The 19,909-nt window shown below is 58.4% G+C and carries 17 protein-coding genes and 3 tRNA genes; 18 read left to right on the forward strand and 2 right to left on the reverse strand.

All coding sequences use genetic code 11. The features are described from left to right. Positions 1-2: 2 nt before the first annotated feature. A complete protein-coding gene (locus AC3WMV_RS17745) occupies positions 3-311 on the reverse strand; it encodes a YhbY family RNA-binding protein (RefSeq protein ID WP_003221534.1) in 309 nt (102 codons plus the stop codon). Between the two features lie 101 nt (positions 312-412). Here AC3WMV_RS17745 and rlmE point away from each other — a divergent pair, with 101 nt between their 5' ends. The 17 genes from rlmE (at position 413) to AC3WMV_RS17830 (ending at position 16,432) form a co-directional block, all read left to right on the forward strand. Then, positions 413-1,042: a 23S rRNA (uridine(2552)-2'-O)-methyltransferase RlmE gene (gene rlmE, locus AC3WMV_RS17750; protein ID WP_003221536.1), complete on the forward strand. Its 630-nt coding sequence runs from the start codon at positions 413-415 to the stop codon at positions 1,040-1,042. A 202-nt stretch (positions 1,043-1,244) separates the two neighbouring features. Beyond that, positions 1,245-3,152 (forward strand): ATP-dependent zinc metalloprotease FtsH, encoded by a 1,908-nt coding sequence (gene ftsH / locus AC3WMV_RS17755; protein ID WP_027610779.1) that lies wholly within the window; start codon positions 1,245-1,247, stop codon positions 3,150-3,152. Positions 3,153-3,160: 8 nt separating this feature from the next. Further along, the gene (folP, locus tag AC3WMV_RS17760; protein WP_027610780.1) at positions 3,161-4,012 is read left to right on the forward strand and encodes a dihydropteroate synthase; all 852 of its coding nucleotides are present in this window, start codon (positions 3,161-3,163) and stop codon (positions 4,010-4,012) included. A 16-nt stretch (positions 4,013-4,028) separates the two neighbouring features. Continuing rightward, positions 4,029-5,366 (forward strand): phosphoglucosamine mutase, encoded by a 1,338-nt coding sequence (gene glmM / locus AC3WMV_RS17765; protein ID WP_027610781.1) that lies wholly within the window; start codon positions 4,029-4,031, stop codon positions 5,364-5,366. Between the two features lie 65 nt (positions 5,367-5,431). Then, positions 5,432-6,187, forward strand: a complete 756-nt coding sequence (gene tpiA / locus AC3WMV_RS17770) for a triose-phosphate isomerase (protein ID WP_008088336.1) — start codon at positions 5,432-5,434, stop codon at positions 6,185-6,187. 4 nt (positions 6,188-6,191) lie between these two features. Further along, complete coding sequence (gene secG / locus AC3WMV_RS17775; protein WP_027610782.1) at positions 6,192-6,578, forward strand: preprotein translocase subunit SecG; 387 nt, start codon at positions 6,192-6,194, stop codon at positions 6,576-6,578. A gap of 22 nt (positions 6,579-6,600) precedes the next feature. Further along, a tRNA-Leu gene (locus tag AC3WMV_RS17780) sits at positions 6,601-6,686 on the forward strand. Positions 6,687-6,783: 97 nt separating this feature from the next. Next, positions 6,784-6,860, forward strand: a tRNA-Met gene (locus AC3WMV_RS17785). A gap of 138 nt (positions 6,861-6,998) precedes the next feature. Further along, positions 6,999-7,457 (forward strand): ribosome maturation factor RimP, encoded by a 459-nt coding sequence (gene rimP, locus AC3WMV_RS17790; RefSeq protein WP_007915250.1) that lies wholly within the window; start codon positions 6,999-7,001, stop codon positions 7,455-7,457. A gap of 47 nt (positions 7,458-7,504) precedes the next feature. Then, a complete protein-coding gene (gene nusA / locus AC3WMV_RS17795; protein ID WP_003221546.1) occupies positions 7,505-8,986 on the forward strand; it encodes a transcription termination factor NusA in 1,482 nt (493 codons plus the stop codon). Positions 8,987-9,013: 27 nt separating this feature from the next. Next, positions 9,014-11,533 (forward strand): translation initiation factor IF-2, encoded by a 2,520-nt coding sequence (gene infB / locus AC3WMV_RS17800; protein ID WP_027610783.1) that lies wholly within the window; start codon positions 9,014-9,016, stop codon positions 11,531-11,533. A 160-nt stretch (positions 11,534-11,693) separates the two neighbouring features. After that, positions 11,694-12,092 (forward strand): 30S ribosome-binding factor RbfA, encoded by a 399-nt coding sequence (rbfA, locus tag AC3WMV_RS17805; protein ID WP_007961438.1) that lies wholly within the window; start codon positions 11,694-11,696, stop codon positions 12,090-12,092. Positions 12,093-12,096: 4 nt separating this feature from the next. Then, positions 12,097-13,014, forward strand: coding sequence for a tRNA pseudouridine(55) synthase TruB (gene truB / locus AC3WMV_RS17810; RefSeq protein ID WP_103367757.1), 918 nt, complete (start codon positions 12,097-12,099; stop codon positions 13,012-13,014). Between the two features lie 115 nt (positions 13,015-13,129). Continuing rightward, the gene (rpsO, locus tag AC3WMV_RS17815; RefSeq protein ID WP_003221553.1) at positions 13,130-13,399 is read left to right on the forward strand and encodes a 30S ribosomal protein S15; all 270 of its coding nucleotides are present in this window, start codon (positions 13,130-13,132) and stop codon (positions 13,397-13,399) included. Between the two features lie 193 nt (positions 13,400-13,592). Then, positions 13,593-15,698 carry a polyribonucleotide nucleotidyltransferase gene (pnp, locus tag AC3WMV_RS17820; RefSeq protein WP_007961443.1) on the forward strand — a complete coding sequence of 702 codons (2,106 nt, stop codon included), beginning with the start codon at positions 13,593-13,595 and terminating at the stop codon, positions 15,696-15,698. 129 nt (positions 15,699-15,827) lie between these two features. Beyond that, positions 15,828-15,903: transfer RNA gene (locus AC3WMV_RS17825), tRNA-Thr, on the forward strand. Between the two features lie 229 nt (positions 15,904-16,132). Continuing rightward, positions 16,133-16,432 carry a DUF6388 family protein gene (locus tag AC3WMV_RS17830; protein WP_027610784.1) on the forward strand — a complete coding sequence of 100 codons (300 nt, stop codon included), beginning with the start codon at positions 16,133-16,135 and terminating at the stop codon, positions 16,430-16,432. Positions 16,433-16,483: 51 nt separating this feature from the next. Here the strand turns inward: AC3WMV_RS17830 and nadC are convergent, their stop codons facing one another. After that, positions 16,484-17,332 (reverse strand): carboxylating nicotinate-nucleotide diphosphorylase, encoded by an 849-nt coding sequence (nadC, locus tag AC3WMV_RS17835; protein ID WP_103367758.1) that lies wholly within the window; start codon positions 17,330-17,332, stop codon positions 16,484-16,486. A 370-nt stretch (positions 17,333-17,702) separates the two neighbouring features. On the opposite strand from nadC, the gene AC3WMV_RS17840 reads away from it, so the two are divergent. Continuing rightward, positions 17,703-19,889 carry a DUF1631 domain-containing protein gene (locus AC3WMV_RS17840; RefSeq protein ID WP_103367759.1) on the forward strand — a complete coding sequence of 729 codons (2,187 nt, stop codon included), beginning with the start codon at positions 17,703-17,705 and terminating at the stop codon, positions 19,887-19,889. Positions 19,890-19,909: the final 20 nt, after the last annotated feature.

Consider the following 19,909-nt stretch of genomic DNA (forward strand, 5'->3'; position numbering starts at 1 on the left):
CATCACTTGAAGCGATGAACGTTCGACAGCTGCTTGTTGACGCTGAAGTTCTTGCGATAAACCAGTGCCATCTTGCCGATGACCTGAACCAGGTCAGCCTTGCCGACCTTGCACAACTCTGCAATGTGCGCCAGGCGCGACTCGCGATCGAGGATGTTGAGCTTGATCTTGATCAGCTCGTGATCCGCCAGTGCGCGTTCGAGTTCGGCTAATACACCTTCAGTCAGACCGTTGTCCGCCACCGTCAAAACCGGCTTCAGGTGGTGGCCAATGGATTTGTACTGTTTCTTCTGCTCTGGAGTGAGCGGCATAATCTGACCCTTTCGTCTGGATTCTGTAAAATGGCGGCCATTTTACCCGAGGGTTCGTGGATCCGCCCAATTAATCACGACCCTTATTATCGAGGTGCCCAATGGCGCGTTCCAAGACAAGCCTTGGTTGGCTGAAACGACATGTCAACGATCCTTATGTGAAGCAGGCGCAGAAGGATGGCTACCGCTCGCGTGCGAGTTACAAGCTTCTGGAGATCCAGGAGAAATACAAGCTGATCCGTTCCGGCATGAGCGTTGTCGATCTGGGCGCAGCGCCCGGCGGCTGGTCGCAGGTCACCAGCCGGCTGATCGGCGGTCAGGGGCGTCTGATCGCTTCGGACATTCTGGAAATGGACAGCATCCCGGACGTGACCTTCATTCAAGGGGACTTCACCGAAGACGAAGTGCTTGCGCGGATTCTTGAGGCTGTGGGTAATTCGCAGGTGGACCTTGTGATTTCCGATATGGCCCCCAATATGAGTGGTACGCCTGAAGTGGATATGCCGAAAGCCATGTTCCTTTGCGAACTGGCGCTTGATCTGGCGGAACGGATACTCAAGCCGGGTGGCAATTTCGTGATCAAGATCTTTCAGGGTGAAGGTTTCGATGTTTACCTGAAGGATGCTCGCAAGAAATTCGACAAGATCCAGATGATCAAGCCGGATTCTTCCCGAGGCAGCTCCCGCGAGCAATATATGCTGGCTTGGGGTTACCGCGGTGGTAACGAGTAAAACGAGGTTTTTTGCCGGGGCGATAGGTTTTTCGTATTTTGCCCCGCGTGCATAAGCGAATATTGTGTAGAAAGTGTTTCACAAAGGGTTACAGACGGCGCCTGCCAGAGTTGTAGGTAATGTAGTAAGTTAGGCCGGTGAATATCATGCGAAGCGCGCGCCAGTAGCGGAGCTTGCTTCAGAGGGTAGTTAATTGAACGATATGGCAAAGAATCTGATCCTGTGGTTGATCATCGCGGCAGTCCTCGTGACGGTGATGAACAACTTCTCCAGCCCTAACGAGCCGCAGACCCTCAACTATTCCGACTTCATCCAGCAGGTCAAGGATGGCAAGGTCGAGCGCGTAGCCGTTGACGGCTATGTGATTACCGGCAAGCGCAACGATGGCGACAGCTTCAAGACCATTCGTCCGGCGATCCAGGACAATGGCCTGATCGGCGACCTGGTCGACAACCACGTTGTGGTTGAGGGCAAGCAGCCTGAACAGCAAAGCATCTGGACTCAACTCCTGGTGGCGAGCTTCCCGATCCTGGTGATCATCGCGGTGTTCATGTTCTTCATGCGCCAGATGCAGGGCGGTGCTGGCGGCAAGGGCGGACCGATGAGCTTCGGCAAGAGCAAGGCACGCCTGCTTTCCGAAGACCAGGTGAAAACCACCTTGGCTGACGTTGCAGGTTGCGACGAAGCCAAGGAAGAGGTCGGCGAACTGGTTGAGTTCCTGCGTGATCCCGGCAAGTTTCAGCGCCTGGGTGGTCGTATTCCTCGCGGCGTATTGATGGTCGGCCCTCCGGGTACCGGTAAAACCTTGCTGGCCAAGGCGATTGCCGGCGAAGCGAAGGTTCCGTTCTTCACTATTTCCGGTTCCGACTTCGTTGAAATGTTCGTGGGTGTTGGCGCAAGCCGCGTTCGCGACATGTTCGAGCAGGCCAAGAAGCATGCGCCGTGCATCATCTTCATCGACGAAATCGACGCCGTCGGTCGCCACCGTGGCGCCGGCATGGGCGGCGGTCACGACGAGCGTGAGCAGACTCTCAACCAGTTGCTGGTAGAGATGGATGGCTTTGAAATGAATGACGGCATCATCGTGATCGCCGCTACCAACCGTCCTGACGTACTCGACCCTGCGCTGCTGCGTCCGGGCCGTTTCGACCGTCAGGTCGTTGTAGGTTTGCCGGATATCCGTGGTCGCGAGCAGATCCTCAAGGTTCACATGCGCAAAGTGCCAATGGGTGACGACGTTGCCCCGGCCGTTATCGCACGTGGTACCCCGGGCTTCTCTGGTGCCGATCTGGCCAACCTGGTCAACGAAGCGTCGCTGTTCGCTGCACGCAGCGGCAAGCGCATCGTCGAAATGAAAGAGTTCGAACTGGCCAAAGACAAGATCATGATGGGCGCCGAGCGCAAATCGATGGTCATGTCCGAGAAAGAGAAGCAGAACACCGCTTATCACGAAGCGGGTCACGCTATTGTCGGTCGCGTCGTACCTGAGCATGATCCGGTCTACAAGGTTTCGATCATTCCACGTGGTCGTGCGCTGGGTGTGACCATGTTCCTGCCGGAAGAAGATCGCTACAGCCTGTCCAAACGTGCGTTGATCAGTCAGATCTGCTCGCTGTACGGTGGCCGTATTGCTGAAGAAATGACCCTTGGTTTCGACGGTGTGACCACCGGCGCTTCCAACGACATCATGCGTGCCAGTCAGATTGCGCGGAACATGGTGACCAAGTGGGGTCTGTCGGAAAAGCTCGGTCCGCTGATGTACGCCGAAGAAGAGGGTGAAGTGTTCCTCGGTCGCGGTGGTGGCGGTCAGAATGCAAGTTTCTCCGGTGAGACTGCCAAGCTGATCGACTCCGAAGTGCGCAGCATCATTGACCAGTGCTACGGCACGGCCAAGCAGATCCTCACGGACAACCGTGACAAGCTGGATGCCATGGCTGATGCGCTGATGAAGTACGAAACCATCGATGCCGAGCAGATCGACGACATCATGGCGGGTCGTACGCCTCGCGAACCGCGTGACTGGACCGGTGGCACGGGTACGCCCCCGCCTCCAGTGATTCAGGATGAACGCCCGGAAACACCGATCGGCGGTCCGGCTGCTGACGTTTAAGGTTTGAAATGACTTCTGTACAGTCCCTGACCCGGTTGCCTTGCGGCAACCGGGTTCTTGATTTGGCCCAGACGCATGTCATGGGTATTCTCAATGTCACTCCCGATTCCTTTTCCGACGGTGGCCGGTACAACCAGCTCGACGTGGCTTTGCGTCACGCCGAAGCCATGGTGGCTGCTGGTGCGACGCTGATCGATGTCGGCGGCGAATCGACCCGGCCTGGCGCTCGAGCGGTTTCGCCGTTGGAGGAGTTGGAACGCGTAGCTCCGATCGTGGAGTTGATCAATCGCGAGCTGGATGTGGTCATCTCGGTCGATACTTCGACGCCAGCGGTGATGCGTGAAACGGCGCGCCTGGGTGCCGGGTTGATCAATGATGTGCGCTCGCTGCGCCGCGATGGCGCGCTGGATGCCGCAGCCGCGACCGGGTTGCCGGTCTGCCTGATGCACATGCTCGGCGAGCCGGGTGACATGCAGGACAATCCGCACTATCAGGACGTTACCCGGGAAGTGGGTGAGTTTCTGGCAGAGCGCATGACTCAATGTGCGGCGGCGGGCATTCCTGCCGAACGGATCATTCTTGATCCCGGTTTCGGTTTCGCGAAAACCCTGCAGCACAATCTAAGCTTGTTCAAGCATATGGAAGCCCTGCATGCGCTGGGGCGTCCGCTATTGGTCGGTGTCTCACGCAAAAGCATGATCGGCCACGCATTGAACCGCCCCGTGGGTGAGCGTCTTTATGGTGGTCTGGCTCTCGCAGCACTCGCGTCGGTTAAAGGAGCGCGTATATTGCGCGTCCATGATGTGGCGGAAACGGTAGACGTGGTGCGCATGCTCGCGGCCGTGGAATCAGCCGAATAAGAATGATGGAGCACTTATGAGCAAGAAATACTTTGGTACTGACGGTATTCGTGGTCGTGTCGGTGAATATCCGATCACTCCTGACTTCATGCTTAAGCTCGGCTGGGCGGCGGGTATGGCCTTTCGCAAGATGGGCGCCTGCAAGGTGCTGGTCGGCAAGGACACGCGCATCTCTGGCTACATGTTCGAATCGGCACTTGAAGCAGGCCTGACCTCGGCTGGTGCGGACGTGATGCTGCTCGGTCCGATGCCGACGCCTGCCATTGCTTATCTGGCGCGCACGTTCCAGGCTGAAGCCGGGATCGTGATCAGTGCTTCGCACAATCCGCATGACGATAACGGCATCAAGTTTTTCTCCGGCAAGGGCACAAAGCTGCCTGATGAGCTGGAGCTGATGATCGAAGAGCTGCTCGATACCCCAATGACTGTGGTTGAGTCGAGCAAGATCGGCAAGGTGTCGCGCATCAATGACGCCTCCGGCCGCTACATCGAATTCTGCAAAAGCAGTGTGCCGACCGGTACCAGTTTTTCCGGTTTGAAGATCGTGATCGATTGTGCGCACGGTGCGACCTACAAGGTTGCTCCGAGTGTGTTCCGTGAGCTGGGTGCTGAAGTGGTCGTGCTGTCGGCGCAGCCCAACGGTCTGAACATCAATGACAATTGCGGCTCGACCCATATGGGTCAGCTGCAGGCCGCGGTTCTGGCCGAGCACGCTGATCTGGGCATCGCCTTTGATGGTGACGGTGATCGGGTGTTGATGGTTGATCACACTGGCGCCATCGTTGATGGTGATGAGTTGCTGTTCATCATTGCGCGCGATCTGCACGGGCGGGGCAAATTGCAGGGCGGCGTAGTCGGTACGCTGATGAGCAACCTGGGTCTTGAACTCGCGCTGGCAGAGCTCTCGATACCATTCATTCGTGCCAATGTCGGTGACCGTTATGTGATCGCCGAACTGCTGGAGCGCGACTGGCTGGTAGGCGGTGAAAACTCGGGGCATATCGTCTGCTTCAATCACACCACCACCGGTGATGCGATCATTGCTGCGCTCCAGGTGCTGATGGCACTGAAGGCCCGCAATGAAGGTCTTGCGCAAACGCGTCAGGCCTTGCGCAAGTGTCCTCAGGTGCTGATCAATGTGCGTTTTGGTGGCGGTGAAAGTCCGCTTGAGCATCCGGCGGTCAAGGAAGCCAGTGCGCGTGTCACCCAGGCAATGGCGGGGCGTGGCCGGGTACTTCTGCGCAAGTCCGGTACAGAGCCTTTGGTGCGTGTGATGGTCGAAGGTGAGGATGAAACTCAGGTTCGCAGCTACGCCGAAGAACTGGCAAAACTGGTAAGTGAAGTTTCTGCCTGATTCGGCTTGCCAGCCATGATTGTGTTGGGTAACATCTGCGCCCACTTTGACCGACGAGGTACAGCATGCGTCGCCCTATGGTAGCTGGTAACTGGAAGATGCACGGTACCCGCGCCAGCGTCGCTGAGCTGATCAACGGCCTTCGTCATCTGGCCTTGCCAAGCGGTGTTGATGTCGCGGTATTCCCGCCTTGCTTGCATATCAATCAAGTGATTGATGGCTTGAAAGGCAAATCGATTTCGGTCGGTGCGCAGAATTCTGCGGTGGAATCCATGCAAGGTGCATTGACCGGTGAAATTGCACCGAGTCAGTTGGTGGATGCAGGTTGTTCCCTGGTGCTTGTCGGGCACTCCGAACGCCGCCAGATAATGGGCGAGCGAGACGGGATGCTGAATCGCAAGTTCGCAGCGGCACAGGCATGTGGCTTGATTCCGGTGTTGTGTGTAGGGGAAACCCTCGAGCAGCGCGAAGCCGGAAAAACTCTTGAAGTTGTCGGGCGTCAGCTGGGCAGCATCATCGAGGAGCTGGGTGTTGGTGCCTTTGCCAAGGCAGTCATTGCTTACGAGCCTGTCTGGGCCATTGGTACCGGACTGACTGCAACGCCGCAACAGGCTCAGGATGTGCATAAAGCCATTCGCGAGCAGTTGGCGGCAGAGAATTCTGAAGTCGCACGAGGTGTGCGGCTTCTATACGGCGGCAGCGTGAAGGCGGCCAATGCGGTCGAGCTGTTCGGCATGCCGGATATCGATGGGGGGCTCATTGGTGGAGCTTCCCTGAATGCAGATGAGTTCGGTGCGATTTGTCGCGCCGCGGGAAACTGAAAAAATGCTGGAAACAGTCGTAGTCGTTTTTCATCTGCTGGGTGCATTGGGCGTAGTTGCTCTGGTTTTGCTGCAGCAGGGTAAGGGTGCGGACGCTGGCGCGTCTTTCGGAGCAGGTGCTTCAAATACTGTGTTCGGAAGCCAAGGTTCCTCTACCTTTCTTAGTAAGTTTACTGCTATACTTGCCGCCGGTTTCTTCATAACCAGCTTGGGGTTAGGTTACTTTGCTAAAGAGAAGGCTCATCAGCTGACTCAAGCAGGTTTGCCAGATCCAGCAGTGTTGGAAGTACCTAAGCAACAACAACCGGCTTCTGATGATGTCCCGGTGCTTCAAGAGCAAAAGTCGGCTACTCCAGCGACTGACGTACCTCCAGCTCAAGAGCAGAAGTAAGAAGGGTTTCAAACGTAGTTTTGCCGAGGTGGTGGAATTGGTAGACACGCAACCTTGAGGTGGTTGTGCCCATAGGGTGTAGGGGTTCGAGTCCCCTTCTCGGTACCAATTAGTCAGGAGAGCCCGCTGTTGCGGGCTTTCTTGCAGGTGGAAGGTTACATTGACCCTATAAGGGATCGGTCGTATACTTCCGCCCCAGCTTTGTCGCGGGGTGGAGCAGTCTGGTAGCTCGTCGGGCTCATAACCCGAAGGTCGTCGGTTCAAATCCGGCCCCCGCAACCAGTTTAAGGAGCCCCTTTTCAGGGGCTTTTTGTTAGCTGGACACTTTCTACGCCGATGTTCGACGGCGTTTCAAGGATGGGCGTTTCGCCCATTTTTTTATTTTGCAGCGCATGCATTTACATGCACGAGGGGGTTCAGGTGTCGAGCAAGCTAGAAGAGTTGCAGGCCTTGTTGGCCCCGGTGGTCGTGGCCCTAGGCTATGAATGCTGGGGTATCGAGTTTTCGGCTCAAGGTCGTCACTCGATGTTGCGCGTTTATATCGATAAAGAGGGTGGCGTGCTGGTGGACGATTGCGCCATTGTCAGCCGTCAGATCAGCGGTGTCCTGGATGTTGAAGATCCGATCTCCGTTGAATACACCCTCGAAGTTTCCTCGCCTGGCATGGAACGCCCACTGTTCACTCTTGAGCAGTTTGCAAAATTTGCCGGTGAACAAGTGAAGATCAAGCTGCGCTCGCCTTTTGAAGGTCGACGCAACTTTCAGGGCCTTCTGCGCGGTGTAGAAGAACAGGATGTCGTGGTGCAGGTAGATGACCATGAATTCCTGTTGCCGATCGATATGATCGACAAGGCCAACATTATTCCCAGTTTTGACTGAGACGCGGATCCCGCGGATCCAATGGCTTGCGAAAGGCGAGGCGTACGATGAGCAAAGAAGTACTGCTGGTTGTTGAGTCGGTATCCAATGAAAAGGGCGTACCGGCAAGCGTGATTTTTGAAGCGCTGGAGCTGGCTCTGGCCACTGCTACCAAAAAGCGTTTTGAAGACGAAGTTGACCTGCGTGTGGAAATTAATCGCCACACCGGTTCCTACGAGACTTTCCGTCGCTGGACAGTCGTCGAAGAGAATGATCTCGACGATCCTGCGATCGAAACCTGGCCAAGCAAGGTTGCCGAAACGCATCCGGGCGCCAAGGTCGGCGACGTCGTCGAAGAAAAGATCGAATCCATCGAGTTCGGCCGCATTGCAGCACAGACCGCCAAACAGGTCATCGTGCAGAAAGTGCGTGAAGCCGAGCGCGCTCAAGTGGTCGACGCCTATCGCGAGCGCCTGGGAGAAATCATCTCCGGCACCGTGAAGAAAGTCACCCGCGACAATGTGATCGTCGATCTGGGCAACAACGCCGAAGCGTTGCTGGCCCGTGAAGACATCATTTCTCGCGAAACCTTCCGTGTCGGTGTGCGTCTGCGTGCACTGCTCAAGGAAATCCGCACCGAGAACCGCGGCCCGCAGCTGATCCTGTCGCGTACCGCGCCGGAAATGCTGATCGAGCTGTTCCGTATCGAAGTGCCGGAAATCGCTGAAGGCCTGATCGAAGTCATGGCGGCGTCCCGTGATCCGGGTTCGCGTGCCAAGATCGCTGTCCGTTCCAAGGACAAACGCATCGACCCGCAGGGCGCGTGCATCGGTATGCGCGGTTCGCGCGTCCAGGCCGTGTCGGGCGAGTTGGGTGGCGAGCGTGTCGATATCGTCCTGTGGGACGATAACCCGGCGCAGTTCGTGATCAATGCCATGTCGCCGGCAGAAGTGGCGGCCATTATCGTTGACGAGGATGCCCATGCAATGGACATCGCCGTTGGCGCAGACAATCTGGCTCAGGCCATCGGTCGAGGTGGTCAGAACGTGCGTCTGGCGAGCCAGTTGACTGGCTGGACCCTGAACGTGATGACCGAATCGGACATCCAGGCTAAACAGCAAGCAGAAACCGGCGACATCCTGCGCAACTTCATCGACGAGCTGGAAGTCGACGAAGAACTGGCTCAGGTGCTGGTAGATGAAGGCTTCACCAGCCTGGAAGAGATTGCCTACGTACCGTTGGAAGAAATGCTCAACATCGACGGCTTTGACGAAGATATCGTCAACGAGCTTCGCGCTCGTGCCAAGGATCGTTTGTTGACCAAAGCCATCGCTACTGAGGAAAAGCTGGCAGACGCCCATCCGGCCGAAGACCTGCTCTCGCTTGAGGGTATGGACAAGGATTTGGCGATGGAACTGGCGGTGCGCGGCGTAATTACCCGCGAAGACCTGGCCGAGCAGTCTATTGACGACCTGCTCGACATCGACGGCATTGACGATGATCGTGCCGGCAAGTTGATCATGGCCGCCCGAGCCCACTGGTTCGAGTAATTAGGCGCGGCCTGAGGAGAGAAGTGCATGACGCAAGTCACGGTGAAACAACTGGCCGATGAGGTCAAAACACCGGTAGAGCGCCTGTTGCAGCAGATGCGTGAGGCAGGTCTGCCGCACACCGCCGCCGAAGAAAATGTGACTGACAGTGAGAAGCAATCCCTGCTGACTCACTTGAAGAGCAGCCACAAGGCGAAAGTGGAAGAACCACGCAAGATCACGCTGCAGCGTAAAACCACCAGCACCCTGCGTGTGGCTGGTAGCAAGAGCATCAGCGTTGAAGTTCGCAAGAAGAAAGTTTTCGTACAGCGTAGCCCGGAAGAAATCGAAGCCGAGCGCAAGCGTGAACTGGAAGAGCGTCGCGCAGTAGAAAATGCTGCTCGTCAGAAGGCTGAAGAAGAAGCCAAGCAGCGCGCTGAAGAAGAAGCGCGTCGCCAGCCTGCTGCTGCGCCGTCCGCTCCTGCCGAAGCTGTTGCAGCACCTGCGCCAGTCGCTGAACCAGTGCGCGACGCCGCGCCGGTTGCTGCTGCGCCGGCTGCCGACACTCGCAAGCGTGACGAACAGCGCCGTCCGGACAAGCCACGTGCCGACGATAACAATCGTCGCGGCGGTGGTGGCGATGGCGAGCGCAAAAACGCTCCGCATCGCGCATCGGTCAAAGAAAAAGCGCCGGCTCCACGTGTGGCGCCACGCACTACCGACGAAGAAAGCGATGGCTTCCGTCGTGGTGGTCGCGGCAAGGCCAAGCTGAAAAAACGCAACGCTCACGGTTTCCAGAACCCTACCGGTCCTGTCGTGCGTGAAGTGAAGATCGGCGAGACCATCACTGTTGGCGATCTCGCCCAGCAGATGTCGGTCAAGGCTGCTGAAATCATCAAGTTCATGTTCAAACTGGGCACTCCAGCGACCATCAACCAGGTACTCGATCAGGAAACTGCTCAACTGGTAGCTGAAGAGCTGGGCCACAAAGTGACCCTGGTCAGCGACACCGCCCTGGAAGATTCCTTGGCCGAGTCCCTGAAGTTTGAAGGTGAGGCAGTTTCTCGTGCGCCAGTCGTGACCGTAATGGGCCACGTTGACCACGGTAAGACTTCCCTGCTCGACTACATCCGTCGTGCCAAGGTAGCAGCGGGCGAAGCCGGCGGCATTACCCAGCACATCGGTGCGTACCACGTTGAAACCGACCGCGGCATGGTGACGTTCCTCGACACCCCGGGTCACGCTGCGTTTACCGCAATGCGTGCCCGTGGTGCCAAGGCGACCGACATCGTGATCCTGGTGGTTGCGGCGGACGACGGCGTGATGCCGCAAACCATCGAGGCTGTTCAGCACGCTCAGGCGGCTGGCGTTCCTCTGGTGGTTGCGGTGAACAAGATCGACAAGCCGGGTGCCGACCTCGATCGCATCCGCAGCGAACTGTCGGTTCACGGCGTGACCTCCGAAGACTGGGGCGGCGACACTCCATTCGTACCGGTCTCGGCGAAAATGGGTACCGGCGTTGACGAGCTGCTCGAAGCGGTTCTGCTGCAGGCCGAAGTACTCGAACTGACCGCCACTCCATCGGCTCCTGGCCGTGGTGTAGTCGTCGAATCGCGTCTGGACAAGGGCCGTGGCCCGGTAGCCACTGTTCTGGTTCAGGACGGTACGCTGCGTCAAGGCGACATGGTGCTGGTCGGCTCGAACTATGGCCGCGTGCGCGCCATGCTCGACGAGAACGGCAAGCCGATCAAGGAAGCAGGTCCGGCCATTCCGGTCGAGATCCTGGGTCTTGACGGTACGCCGGACGCTGGCGACGAGATGAGCGTGGTTGCCGACGAGAAGAAAGCCCGTGAAGTGGCTCTGTTCCGTCAAGGCAAGTTCCGCGAAGTCAAACTGGCTCGCGCTCACGCCGGCAAGCTGGAAAACATCTTTGAAAACATGGGCCAGGAAGAGAAGAAGACGCTCAACATCGTCCTCAAATCCGACGTCCGTGGTTCGCTGGAAGCTTTGCAGGGCGCTCTGAACGGCCTGGGCAACGACGAAGTGCAAGTGCGCGTAGTCGGTGGCGGTGTCGGTGGTATCACCGAATCCGACGCCAACCTGGCACTGGCTTCCAACGCTGTACTGTTCGGCTTCAACGTGCGTGCCGATGCTGGTGCACGGAAGATCGTCGAGCAGGAAGGTCTGGACATGCGTTACTACAACGTGATCTACGACATCATCGAAGACGTCAAGAAAGCCCTGACCGGCATGCTCGGCAGCGATGTTCGCGAGAACATCCTGGGCGTGGCCGAAGTGCGCGACGTGTTCCGTTCGCCGAAGTTTGGCGCGATCGCCGGTTGCATGGTGATCGAAGGTGTTGTGCACCGTAACCGTCCGATCCGTGTACTGCGTGAAGACATCGTTATCTTCGAAGGCGAGCTGGAATCCCTGCGCCGCTTCAAGGATGACGCTTCCGAAGTACGTGCCGGCATGGAATGCGGTATCGGCGTGAAGAGCTACAACGACGTCAAAGTCGGTGACAAGATCGAAGTCTTCGAGAAGGTTCAGGTTGCTCGCAGCCTCTGACTCGCGCACTTCAAGGGCCACGCCGAGCCGCCGCATGCAGATGCGCGCCACGGCGTCAGGACTCTAAACGCAACGCCCGGTCTGGCTTTTGTCAGGCCGGGCGTTTGCCGCTTTCAGACCTTGCGGGTTTCACCGTGGGGCAGTAACAGGTAACAAAATCATGGCAAAAGAATACAGCCGTACCCAACGTATCGGCGATCAGATGCAGCGTGAGCTGGCCCAGCTGATCCGTCGTGAAGTCAAAGACCCGCGCGTCGGCCTGGTCACCATTACCGCTGTGGAAGTCAGCCGTGACGTCGGTCACGCGAAGATCTTCATCACGGTGATGGGGCAGGACAACGCTGAAGACATCGCGCAAAGCATCAAGGTGCTCAACGCTGCCGCAGGTTTCCTGCGCATGCAGCTGGCCCGTGAAATGAAGCTGCGCAGCGTGCCGCAATTGCACTTCCACTACGACGAAAGCGTCGTGCGTGGCGCGCACCTGTCGGCCCTGATCGAGCGCGCCGTGGCTGAGGACAATCAGCACGTGGCCGCTGCACCTGAAGACACCAAGGAGTAATTCGGTGGCTCAGGTCAAACGTATCCGTCGTAACGTCAGCGGTATCATCCTGCTCGACAAGCCGCTGGGGTTCACCTCCAACGCCGCGTTGCAGAAGGTTCGCTGGTTGCTCAACGCCGAGAAGGCCGGTCACACCGGCAGTCTCGACCCGCTGGCCACCGGTGTCTTGCCGCTGTGCTTTGGCGAGGCAACGAAGTTCTCGCAGTACCTGCTCGATTCCGACAAGGGTTACGAAACCCTGGCGCAACTGGGCAAGACCACTACCACGGCGGACGCCGAGGGTGAGGTTTTGCAGGAGCGCCCGGTGACCGTTGGTCGCGCCGATGTCGAAGCGCTTCTGCCGAAATTTCGCGGGCAAATCAGTCAGATACCGCCGATGTACTCGGCACTCAAGCGTGACGGTCAGCCGCTGTACAAGCTGGCCCGTGCAGGCGAAGTAGTGGAGCGCGAACCGCGTTCTGTTACTATTGCGCGCTTGGAATTGCTGGCCTTCGAAGGTGATACTGCGCGTCTTGCGGTGGATTGCAGCAAGGGCACCTATATCCGCACCCTGGTGGAGGATATCGGTGAGCAACTCGGTTGTGGTGCGTACGTCGCGGAACTGCGTCGTACCCAGGCCGGGCCTTTCACCCTGGCGCAGACCGTGACCCTCGAAGAGCTGGAAGCGGTACATGCCGAAGGCGGCAACGAAGCGGTCGACCGCTTCCTGATGCCATCGGACAGCGGCCTGCAGGATTGGCCGCTGCTGCACTTCTCCGAAGCGAGTGCGTTCTACTGGCTCAACGGCCAGCCGGTACGCGCCCCGGATGCTCCGAAGTTCGGCATGGTACGGGTACAGGATCACAATGGTCGCTTCATCGGTATCGGTGAAGTGAGCGAAGACGGGCGCATCGCGCCGCGTCGACTGATTCGGTCAGAATGACCGAACGAGTGTGGCTGTTAACAGGCACGGTCACTACTCATTTATAGATACAGGGATTTGTCCCTGGCCTGTTGAAACTGTTTTTGAAACAGTTTCCTGATAAAAGGATTGCCTCATGGCTCTCGACGTTCAAGAAAAAGCTCAAATCGTTGCCGACTACCAGCAAGCTGTTGGTGATACTGGTTCGCCAGAAGTGCAAGTTGCACTGCTGACCGCCAACATCAACAAACTGCAAGGTCACTTCAAGGCCAACGGTAAAGACCACCACTCCCGTCGTGGTCTGATCCGCATGGTAAACCAGCGTCGCAAGCTGCTGGACTACCTGAAAGGCAAAGATCTGAGCCGTTACAGCGCTCTGATCGGCCGCCTGGGTCTGCGTCGCTAATCAGCGATTGCGCTATGAGGTTGGTTGTCTGTCAGGCATCAGCGGTTTTCCGTTGGTGGCTGGCAGGCTCCCAGCCTCAAGTTTTATCTGCACTACCGTTTTACCCGGACAGTCAGCGGGCCGATTCCCGACATTGCCCAAGAATTTCGCAAGAAACCAGTTCCCCCAAGAGCCACAAAGAAGGTAGGACACCGTGAACCCGGTAATCAAAAAATTCCAGTTCGGTCAGTCGACCGTTACCCTCGAGACTGGCCGTATCGCCCGTCAGGCCTCCGGCGCAGTATTGGTCACCGTTGACGACGACGTCAGCGTATTGGTGACCGTAGTCGGTGCCAAGCAAGCCGATCCAGGCAAGGGCTTCTTCCCTCTGTCCGTTCACTACCAGGAAAAGACTTACGCTGCCGGTAAGATCCCTGGCGGTTTCTTCAAGCGTGAAGGCCGTCCTTCCGAGAAAGAAACCCTGACTTCCCGACTGATCGACCGTCCGATCCGTCCGCTGTTCCCGGAAGGCTTCATGAACGAAGTGCAGGTTGTCTGCACCGTCGTTTCCACCAGCAAGAAGACCGATCCGGACATCGCTGCGATGATCGGTACCTCGGCTGCCCTGGCCATCTCGGGCATTCCGTTCGACGGCCCGATCGGCGCCGCTCGCGTCGCTTTCCACGAAAGCACCGGCTACCTGCTGAACCCGACCTACGAGCAGCAAGCTGCTTCGAGCCTGGACATGGTCGTTGCCGGTACCTCTGACGCCGTACTGATGGTTGAATCGGAAGCCAAAGAGCTGACCGAAGACCAGATGCTGGGCGCGGTACTGTTTGCTCACGACGAGTTCCAGGTGGTGATCAACGCCGTCAAAGAACTGGCCGCTGAAGCTGCCAAGCCAACCTGGACCTGGGCTCCTGCTCCAGAAGCCACCGAACTGCTGGGCGCGATCCGTGCCGAGTTCGGCGAAGCGATCTCCCAGGCTTACACCATCACCGTCAAGGCTGACCGCTACGCACGTCTGGGCGAGCTGAAAGACCAGGTCGTTGCCAAGCTGTCCGGCGAAGAAGGCCAGCCTTCTGCTGCTGACGTCAAAGCCGCTTTCGGCGAAATCGAATACCGCACCGTTCGCGAAAACATCGTTAACGGCAAGCCACGTATCGACGGCCGCGACACCCGCACCGTACGTCCGCTGAACATCGAGGTCGGCGTTCTGCCGAAGACTCACGGTTCGGCGCTGTTCACCCGTGGCGAAACCCAGGCTCTGGTAGTCGCGACGCTGGGTACTGCCCGCGACGCACAGCTGCTGGACACCCTGGAAGGCGAGAAAAAAGACCCGTTCATGCTGCACTACAACTTCCCTCCGTTCTCGGTGGGCGAGTGCGGTCGCATGGGTGGTGCCGGTCGTCGTGAAATCGGTCACGGCCGTCTGGCCCGTCGTTCGGTTTCGGCCATGCTGCCAGCCGCTGACGTGTTCCCGTACACCATCCGTGTGGTTTCGGAAATCACCGAATCCAACGGTTCGAGCTCGATGGCTTCCGTTTGCGGCGCTTCCCTGGCCCTGATGGACGCTGGTGTGCCAATGAAGGCACCGGTTGCCGGTATCGCCATGGGTCTGGTTAAAGAAGGCGAGAAGTTCGCCGTCCTGACCGACATCCTGGGTGACGAAGACCACCTGGGCGACATGGACTTCAAAGTAGCCGGTACCGCCAAAGGCGTTACTGCGCTGCAGATGGACATCAAGATCAAGGGCATCACCGAAGAGATCATGGAAATCGCTCTGGGCCAAGCCCTGGAAGCGCGCCTGAACATCCTCGGCCAGATGAACCAGATCATCGGCCAGTCGCGTACCGAACTGTCGGCCAACGCTCCGACCATGATCGCGATGAAGATCGACACCGACAAGATTCGTGACGTTATCGGTAAAGGTGGCGCGACCATCCGTGCGATCTGCGAAGAAACCAAGGCTTCGATCGACATCGAAGACGACGGCTCGATCAAGATCTTCGGCGAAACCAAGGATGCCGCAGAAGCTGCTCGTCAGCGCGTTCTGAGCATCACTGCAGAAGCCGAGATCGGCAAGATCTACGTCGGCAAGGTTGAACGCATCGTCGACTTCGGCGCATTCGTCAACATCCTGCCGGGCAAGGACGGTCTGGTGCACATCTCGATGCTGAGCGACGCTCGCGTAGAGAAAGTCACCGACATCCTGAAAGAAGGCCAGGAAGTGGAAGTGCTGGTACTGGACGTGGACAACCGCGGTCGTATCAAGCTGTCCATCAAAGACGTGGCAGCGGCCAAGGCTTCGGGCGTTTAATCAGCCCACAGCTTTAGCGCAATGAAAATGCCCCGCCGTGAAAACGGCGGGGCATTTTTTTGTCTGCGAAATACCGGGACAGGCTTTGAAGTTGCCGGACTTCAAGACCGGTGCTAGGTTTAGCCCACCGCCCGTGTAGCTCAGCCGGTAGAGCAGCGCACTCGTAACGCGAAGGTCGCAGGTTCGATTCCTGTCTCGGGCACCATCCCCTCGCGCAATCCCGCGATTTATGTCTCCCAGGTCAAAGTTTTTGTGCGAGAGATGTAAAGAGCCGTGTAATTCGTCATGCAAACGTCCTATATTCGGTGCCTGCATGAGCATCGCTTAGCAGTTTTCAGATGATCCCGAATGGTTCCGAAGGCCGGACAATCCGCGTCAGAGAGATCCTTGATGATCCAGATCCATCCTCCATTCTTACGATCAGCGAGAACGCCATGACCGAATTAACTCAAGAGCAACGTCACGCACTAGCGCTGGAAAAATACATTCAGGACGTCCCGGACCTGAAAGAAGAGATCAAGGACCTGAGTCCTGATGATCAGAAAGACCAGATCCAGTGGGCATTCGAGGACGAAGCCGAAGCCCAGGGCTTGCAGCCGTGGGAGCTGACGCTCAAGTACACCAGCACCCCTGAAGAGTTTGAGGCCAAGCGCCTGGAGCTGCACAAGGAGGCGGCCGAGGTGTTGGGCGTCGAGTGGGACGAGTACTGCGAGATGAACAATCTGGTGGTCTGAAACAAAAACGCCAGCCTCAACCGGGCTGGCGTTTTTTATTGCGTGACAGCCTCAGAGGCTCAGACGCATCGACAGGTCCACCGCCTTCACGTCCTTGGTCATCGCCCCGATCGAGATGTAATCCACGCCGGTTTCGGCGATCGGCAGCAGCGTGCTTTCGTTGATGCCGCCGCTGGCTTCCAGTTTGGCCTTGCAGCCATTCAGGCGCACGGCTTCGCGCATGTCATCCAGGCTCAGTTCGTCGAGCATGATGATGTCGGCGCCGGCAGTCAGCGCCTCCTTCAGTTCTTCCAGGCTCTCCACTTCGACCTCCACCGGTTTGCCCGGCGCGATCTTGTGCGCGGCGGCGATGGCCTGCGCGATGCCACCGCTGGCGGCGATGTGGTTTTCCTTGATCAGGAACGCGTCGTAAAGGCCGATGCGGTGGTTGTGGCAACCACCGCAGGTCACCGCGTATTTCTGCGCCAGACGCAGGCCCGGCAGGGTCTTGCGGGTATCCAGCAGCTTGACCTGAGTTTGCGCCACGAAGTCCGCCAGATATTGCGCACGCGTGGCCACGCCGGACAGCAGTTGCAGGAAGTTCAGCGCGCTGCGTTCGCCAGTCAGCAACGAACGGGCCGGGCCCTCCAGATGAAACAACGGCTGGTTGGGTTTGACCCGTTCACCGTCCCGTACCTGCCAGTGCACCGCGACGCGCGGATCGAGCTGGCGAAACACCGTGTCGACCCACGCCGTGCCGCAGATAACCGCCTCGTCGCGAGTGATGATGGTGGCTTTGGCCAGACGTTCGGCCGGGATCAGTTGTGCGGTGATGTCGCCGCTGCCGACATCTTCGAGCAACGCACGGCGCACGTTGGCTTCGATTTCGGCGGTCAGATCGGCGAGACGTAGATTCGGCATAACGGGCTCCACAAACTAAGTGCGCCGATTATAGGGGCATGGCGAGAGCCAACCCAAGGCGAGAACGCGCGTGCCTAACTGCAACTGGTCGATTTTCTGTGAGCAAAGCGCCGTTTTTCGTGGTCACTGGAAGGTGTCGCGGGCATAGGGGAAACCCTGACGGCTGTAGCGCCGGTGACAAGTTTTGCAAGATAATCCGCCTTGCATTTGACGTCATGGCTTTGACGCCGATGTGGGAGCGGGCTTGCTCGCGAAAGCGGTTTGTCAGTGACAGTTTTGGCGAACGACACACCGCTTTCGCGAGCAAGCCCGCTCCCACAGGGAATTGCGCGGTAACTGCCCAGTGGAATCACCGTTTCAGGAGGCTTGGATGCACAACGACGGGAATGTAGTGCCTTTGCACAAGGCCGCTACCGATCAGGCGAATCATTCGCCGCTCGCCCGCCTGCCTGTGATTCTGCTTCAGGTCCGCGACAAGGCCGCCCAGCAACTGCGCCACGGTTTGCAGGAGTTGTTCGATAATGCCGACGACACCCTGTTCGAAATGGCCGACCGAGCGCGCAACGATGTCGAGCAGAACATCTTTTTCGAAGCCATGCGCGACCTGCGCCTCAAGCGCAAAAACATCGAACGGGGTTTTCTCGAGCAATTCTTCGAAGCCTTTGTCGCGCTGATTCAATACGAAGTCGTGCAACCCACATTGTCCGGCACGCTGATATTCGAGGATTCGGCACCGCGTACCGATGACATGGAGCGCAGCGTGGCGGTCGAGACCATGGTCGGGCGGGTGCTCAAGCGTGATGGTTTTGCCCTCGATCAACTGACCGCGCGGCTCAACGTGTTGCTGGGCAAGGATTTCGATAACCAACACAATCCGCTCGGCCCGGCGATGCTCTGCGAGTTCTTTCTGCAGGCCGGACGTAACCTGGGCGTGGAGATCAAGGTCAAGCTGATCCTGCTCAAACTGTTCGAACGCTACGTGCTGGCCGATACCGAGCAGTTGTATGCCGAAGCCAATCAGTTGCTGGTCGCCACCGGCGTGTTGCCTGAGTTGAAACCGGCCCCCGCACGCCGCGCAATCGAGCGTGCGGCAGCAAGCATCAGCAGCGAAGAGAGTGACGAACCCGCGCCCGCCGACGAAGGCGTGCAGGAAGTCTTCGCCGCGTTGCAGGAACTGCTGCTGCACGTGCGCGGCAGTGTCGCGCCGACCCTGGAGCCGAGTGCGGCGGCGCAACCGATCAGCACCCGCGATCTACTGCGCCTGCTTTCACACTTGCAGCAATACGTCCCGGCACTGGCGGCGCAGGACGATTTCGATCTGCGCAATCAGCTTGAGCAGCTGCTGACGCGGGTCAGCGTGAGGAGCGGCAAATCACGCATTGTCGACGGCGCGGATGAAGACGTGATCAACCTGATCGCCATGGTCTTCGATTGCATCCTCGAAGACCGTAACCTCCCGGATTCGCTCAAGGCGTTGATCGCGCGTTTGCAGATTCCGATGCTCAAGGTGGCAGTACTCGACAAGAGCTTCTTCAGCCGCAGCAGCCACCCGGCGCGGCGCCTGCTCAATGAAATCGCCGATGCCGCCATGGGCTGGGGCGATTGCAATGGCGAGGCGCGTGACAGCCTGTATCTGCGCATCGAACAAGTGGTGCAGCGCCTGTTGAGTGACTTCGTCGACGACCCGGCGATTTTCTCCGAGTTGCTCGCCGATTTCCTGGCCTTCACCAGTGATGAGCGGCGGCGCAGCGAATTGCTCGAACAGCGTTTGCGCGATGCCGAGGAAGGGCGGGCGAAAACCGAACTGGCTCGGCAGCGAGTCGAGCATGTGCTGAACCAGGCGTTGCTGGGTAAAGTCCTGCCGCCGTCGGTGGTGACCTTTGTGCGTGATGCGTGGAGCAAAGTGCTGCTGCTGACTTGCCTCAAACATGGCGACCACTGCGCGGAGTGGCAGGCCGATGTGCAGACCATGGAGCAATTGATCTGGAGCGTGCAGCGTCACGACGAGGCGGACGCCGGTCTGCAGTTGCTGGCGCTGGTGCCAGGGTTGCTCAAATCATTGCGTGATGGCCTGAGCAGTTCGGCGTTTGATCCGTTCGCCACCAGCGAATTTTTCAGCGAGCTGGAAGCCCTGCATGTGCGGGTGCTTGAACCGCTCACCGAGCAGCCGCCGGCCGATGCGCCGGCATTGGTGGAGGTGTCGCAGCACATCACCCTGCGTAGCGCCGACGAGGGCGTGATCGGCGTGAATGCCAGCGGCCTGGCGCATGACGACCCGGGGCTGCGTCAGTTGGAGCAACTGCGTCTGGGCAGTTGGGTGGCGTTCCAGGAAGACGACGAGCACAGCCTGCGTTGCAAGCTCGCAGCGATCATCGAAGCCACCGGCAAATACGTGTTCGTCGACCGCACCGGGATGAAAGTGCTGGAGCGCAGCCGTGTCGAGCTGGCTCTTGAGTTCCGCCGTGGTGCGGTGCGGGCACTGGATGACACCTTGCTGTTCGATCGGGCGCTGGAGTCGGTGCTCGGCAATCTGCGGCGACTCAATCGCGGCAAGTGATCGCGCGCCGGGGGCCGATC

Source organism: Pseudomonas sp. FW305-3-2-15-E-TSA4 (assembly GCF_058787295.1).

What these genes read in the sequence shown, in the direction of transcription:
- rlmE (WP_003221536.1), top strand. Translation starts at nt 413, where the DNA reads ATGGCGCGTTCCAAGACAAGCCTTGGTTGGCTGAAACGACATGTCAAC.
- glmM (WP_027610781.1), top strand. Translation starts at nt 4,029, where the DNA reads ATGAGCAAGAAATACTTTGGTACTGACGGTATTCGTGGTCGTGTCGGT.
- infB (WP_027610783.1), top strand. Translation starts at nt 9,014, where the DNA reads ATGACGCAAGTCACGGTGAAACAACTGGCCGATGAGGTCAAAACACCG.
- folP (WP_027610780.1), top strand. Translation starts at nt 3,161, where the DNA reads ATGACTTCTGTACAGTCCCTGACCCGGTTGCCTTGCGGCAACCGGGTT.
- AC3WMV_RS17830 (WP_027610784.1), top strand. Translation starts at nt 16,133, where the DNA reads ATGACCGAATTAACTCAAGAGCAACGTCACGCACTAGCGCTGGAAAAA.
- rpsO (WP_003221553.1), top strand. Translation starts at nt 13,130, where the DNA reads ATGGCTCTCGACGTTCAAGAAAAAGCTCAAATCGTTGCCGACTACCAG.
- secG (WP_027610782.1), top strand. Translation starts at nt 6,192, where the DNA reads ATGCTGGAAACAGTCGTAGTCGTTTTTCATCTGCTGGGTGCATTGGGC.
- AC3WMV_RS17840 (WP_103367759.1), top strand. Translation starts at nt 17,703, where the DNA reads ATGCACAACGACGGGAATGTAGTGCCTTTGCACAAGGCCGCTACCGAT.
- ftsH (WP_027610779.1), top strand. Translation starts at nt 1,245, where the DNA reads ATGGCAAAGAATCTGATCCTGTGGTTGATCATCGCGGCAGTCCTCGTG.
- nusA (WP_003221546.1), top strand. Translation starts at nt 7,505, where the DNA reads ATGAGCAAAGAAGTACTGCTGGTTGTTGAGTCGGTATCCAATGAAAAG.
- AC3WMV_RS17745 (WP_003221534.1), bottom strand. Translation starts at nt 311, where the DNA reads ATGCCGCTCACTCCAGAGCAGAAGAAACAGTACAAATCCATTGGCCAC.
- rbfA (WP_007961438.1), top strand. Translation starts at nt 11,694, where the DNA reads ATGGCAAAAGAATACAGCCGTACCCAACGTATCGGCGATCAGATGCAG.
- tpiA (WP_008088336.1), top strand. Translation starts at nt 5,432, where the DNA reads ATGCGTCGCCCTATGGTAGCTGGTAACTGGAAGATGCACGGTACCCGC.
- nadC (WP_103367758.1), bottom strand. Translation starts at nt 17,332, where the DNA reads ATGCCGAATCTACGTCTCGCCGATCTGACCGCCGAAATCGAAGCCAAC.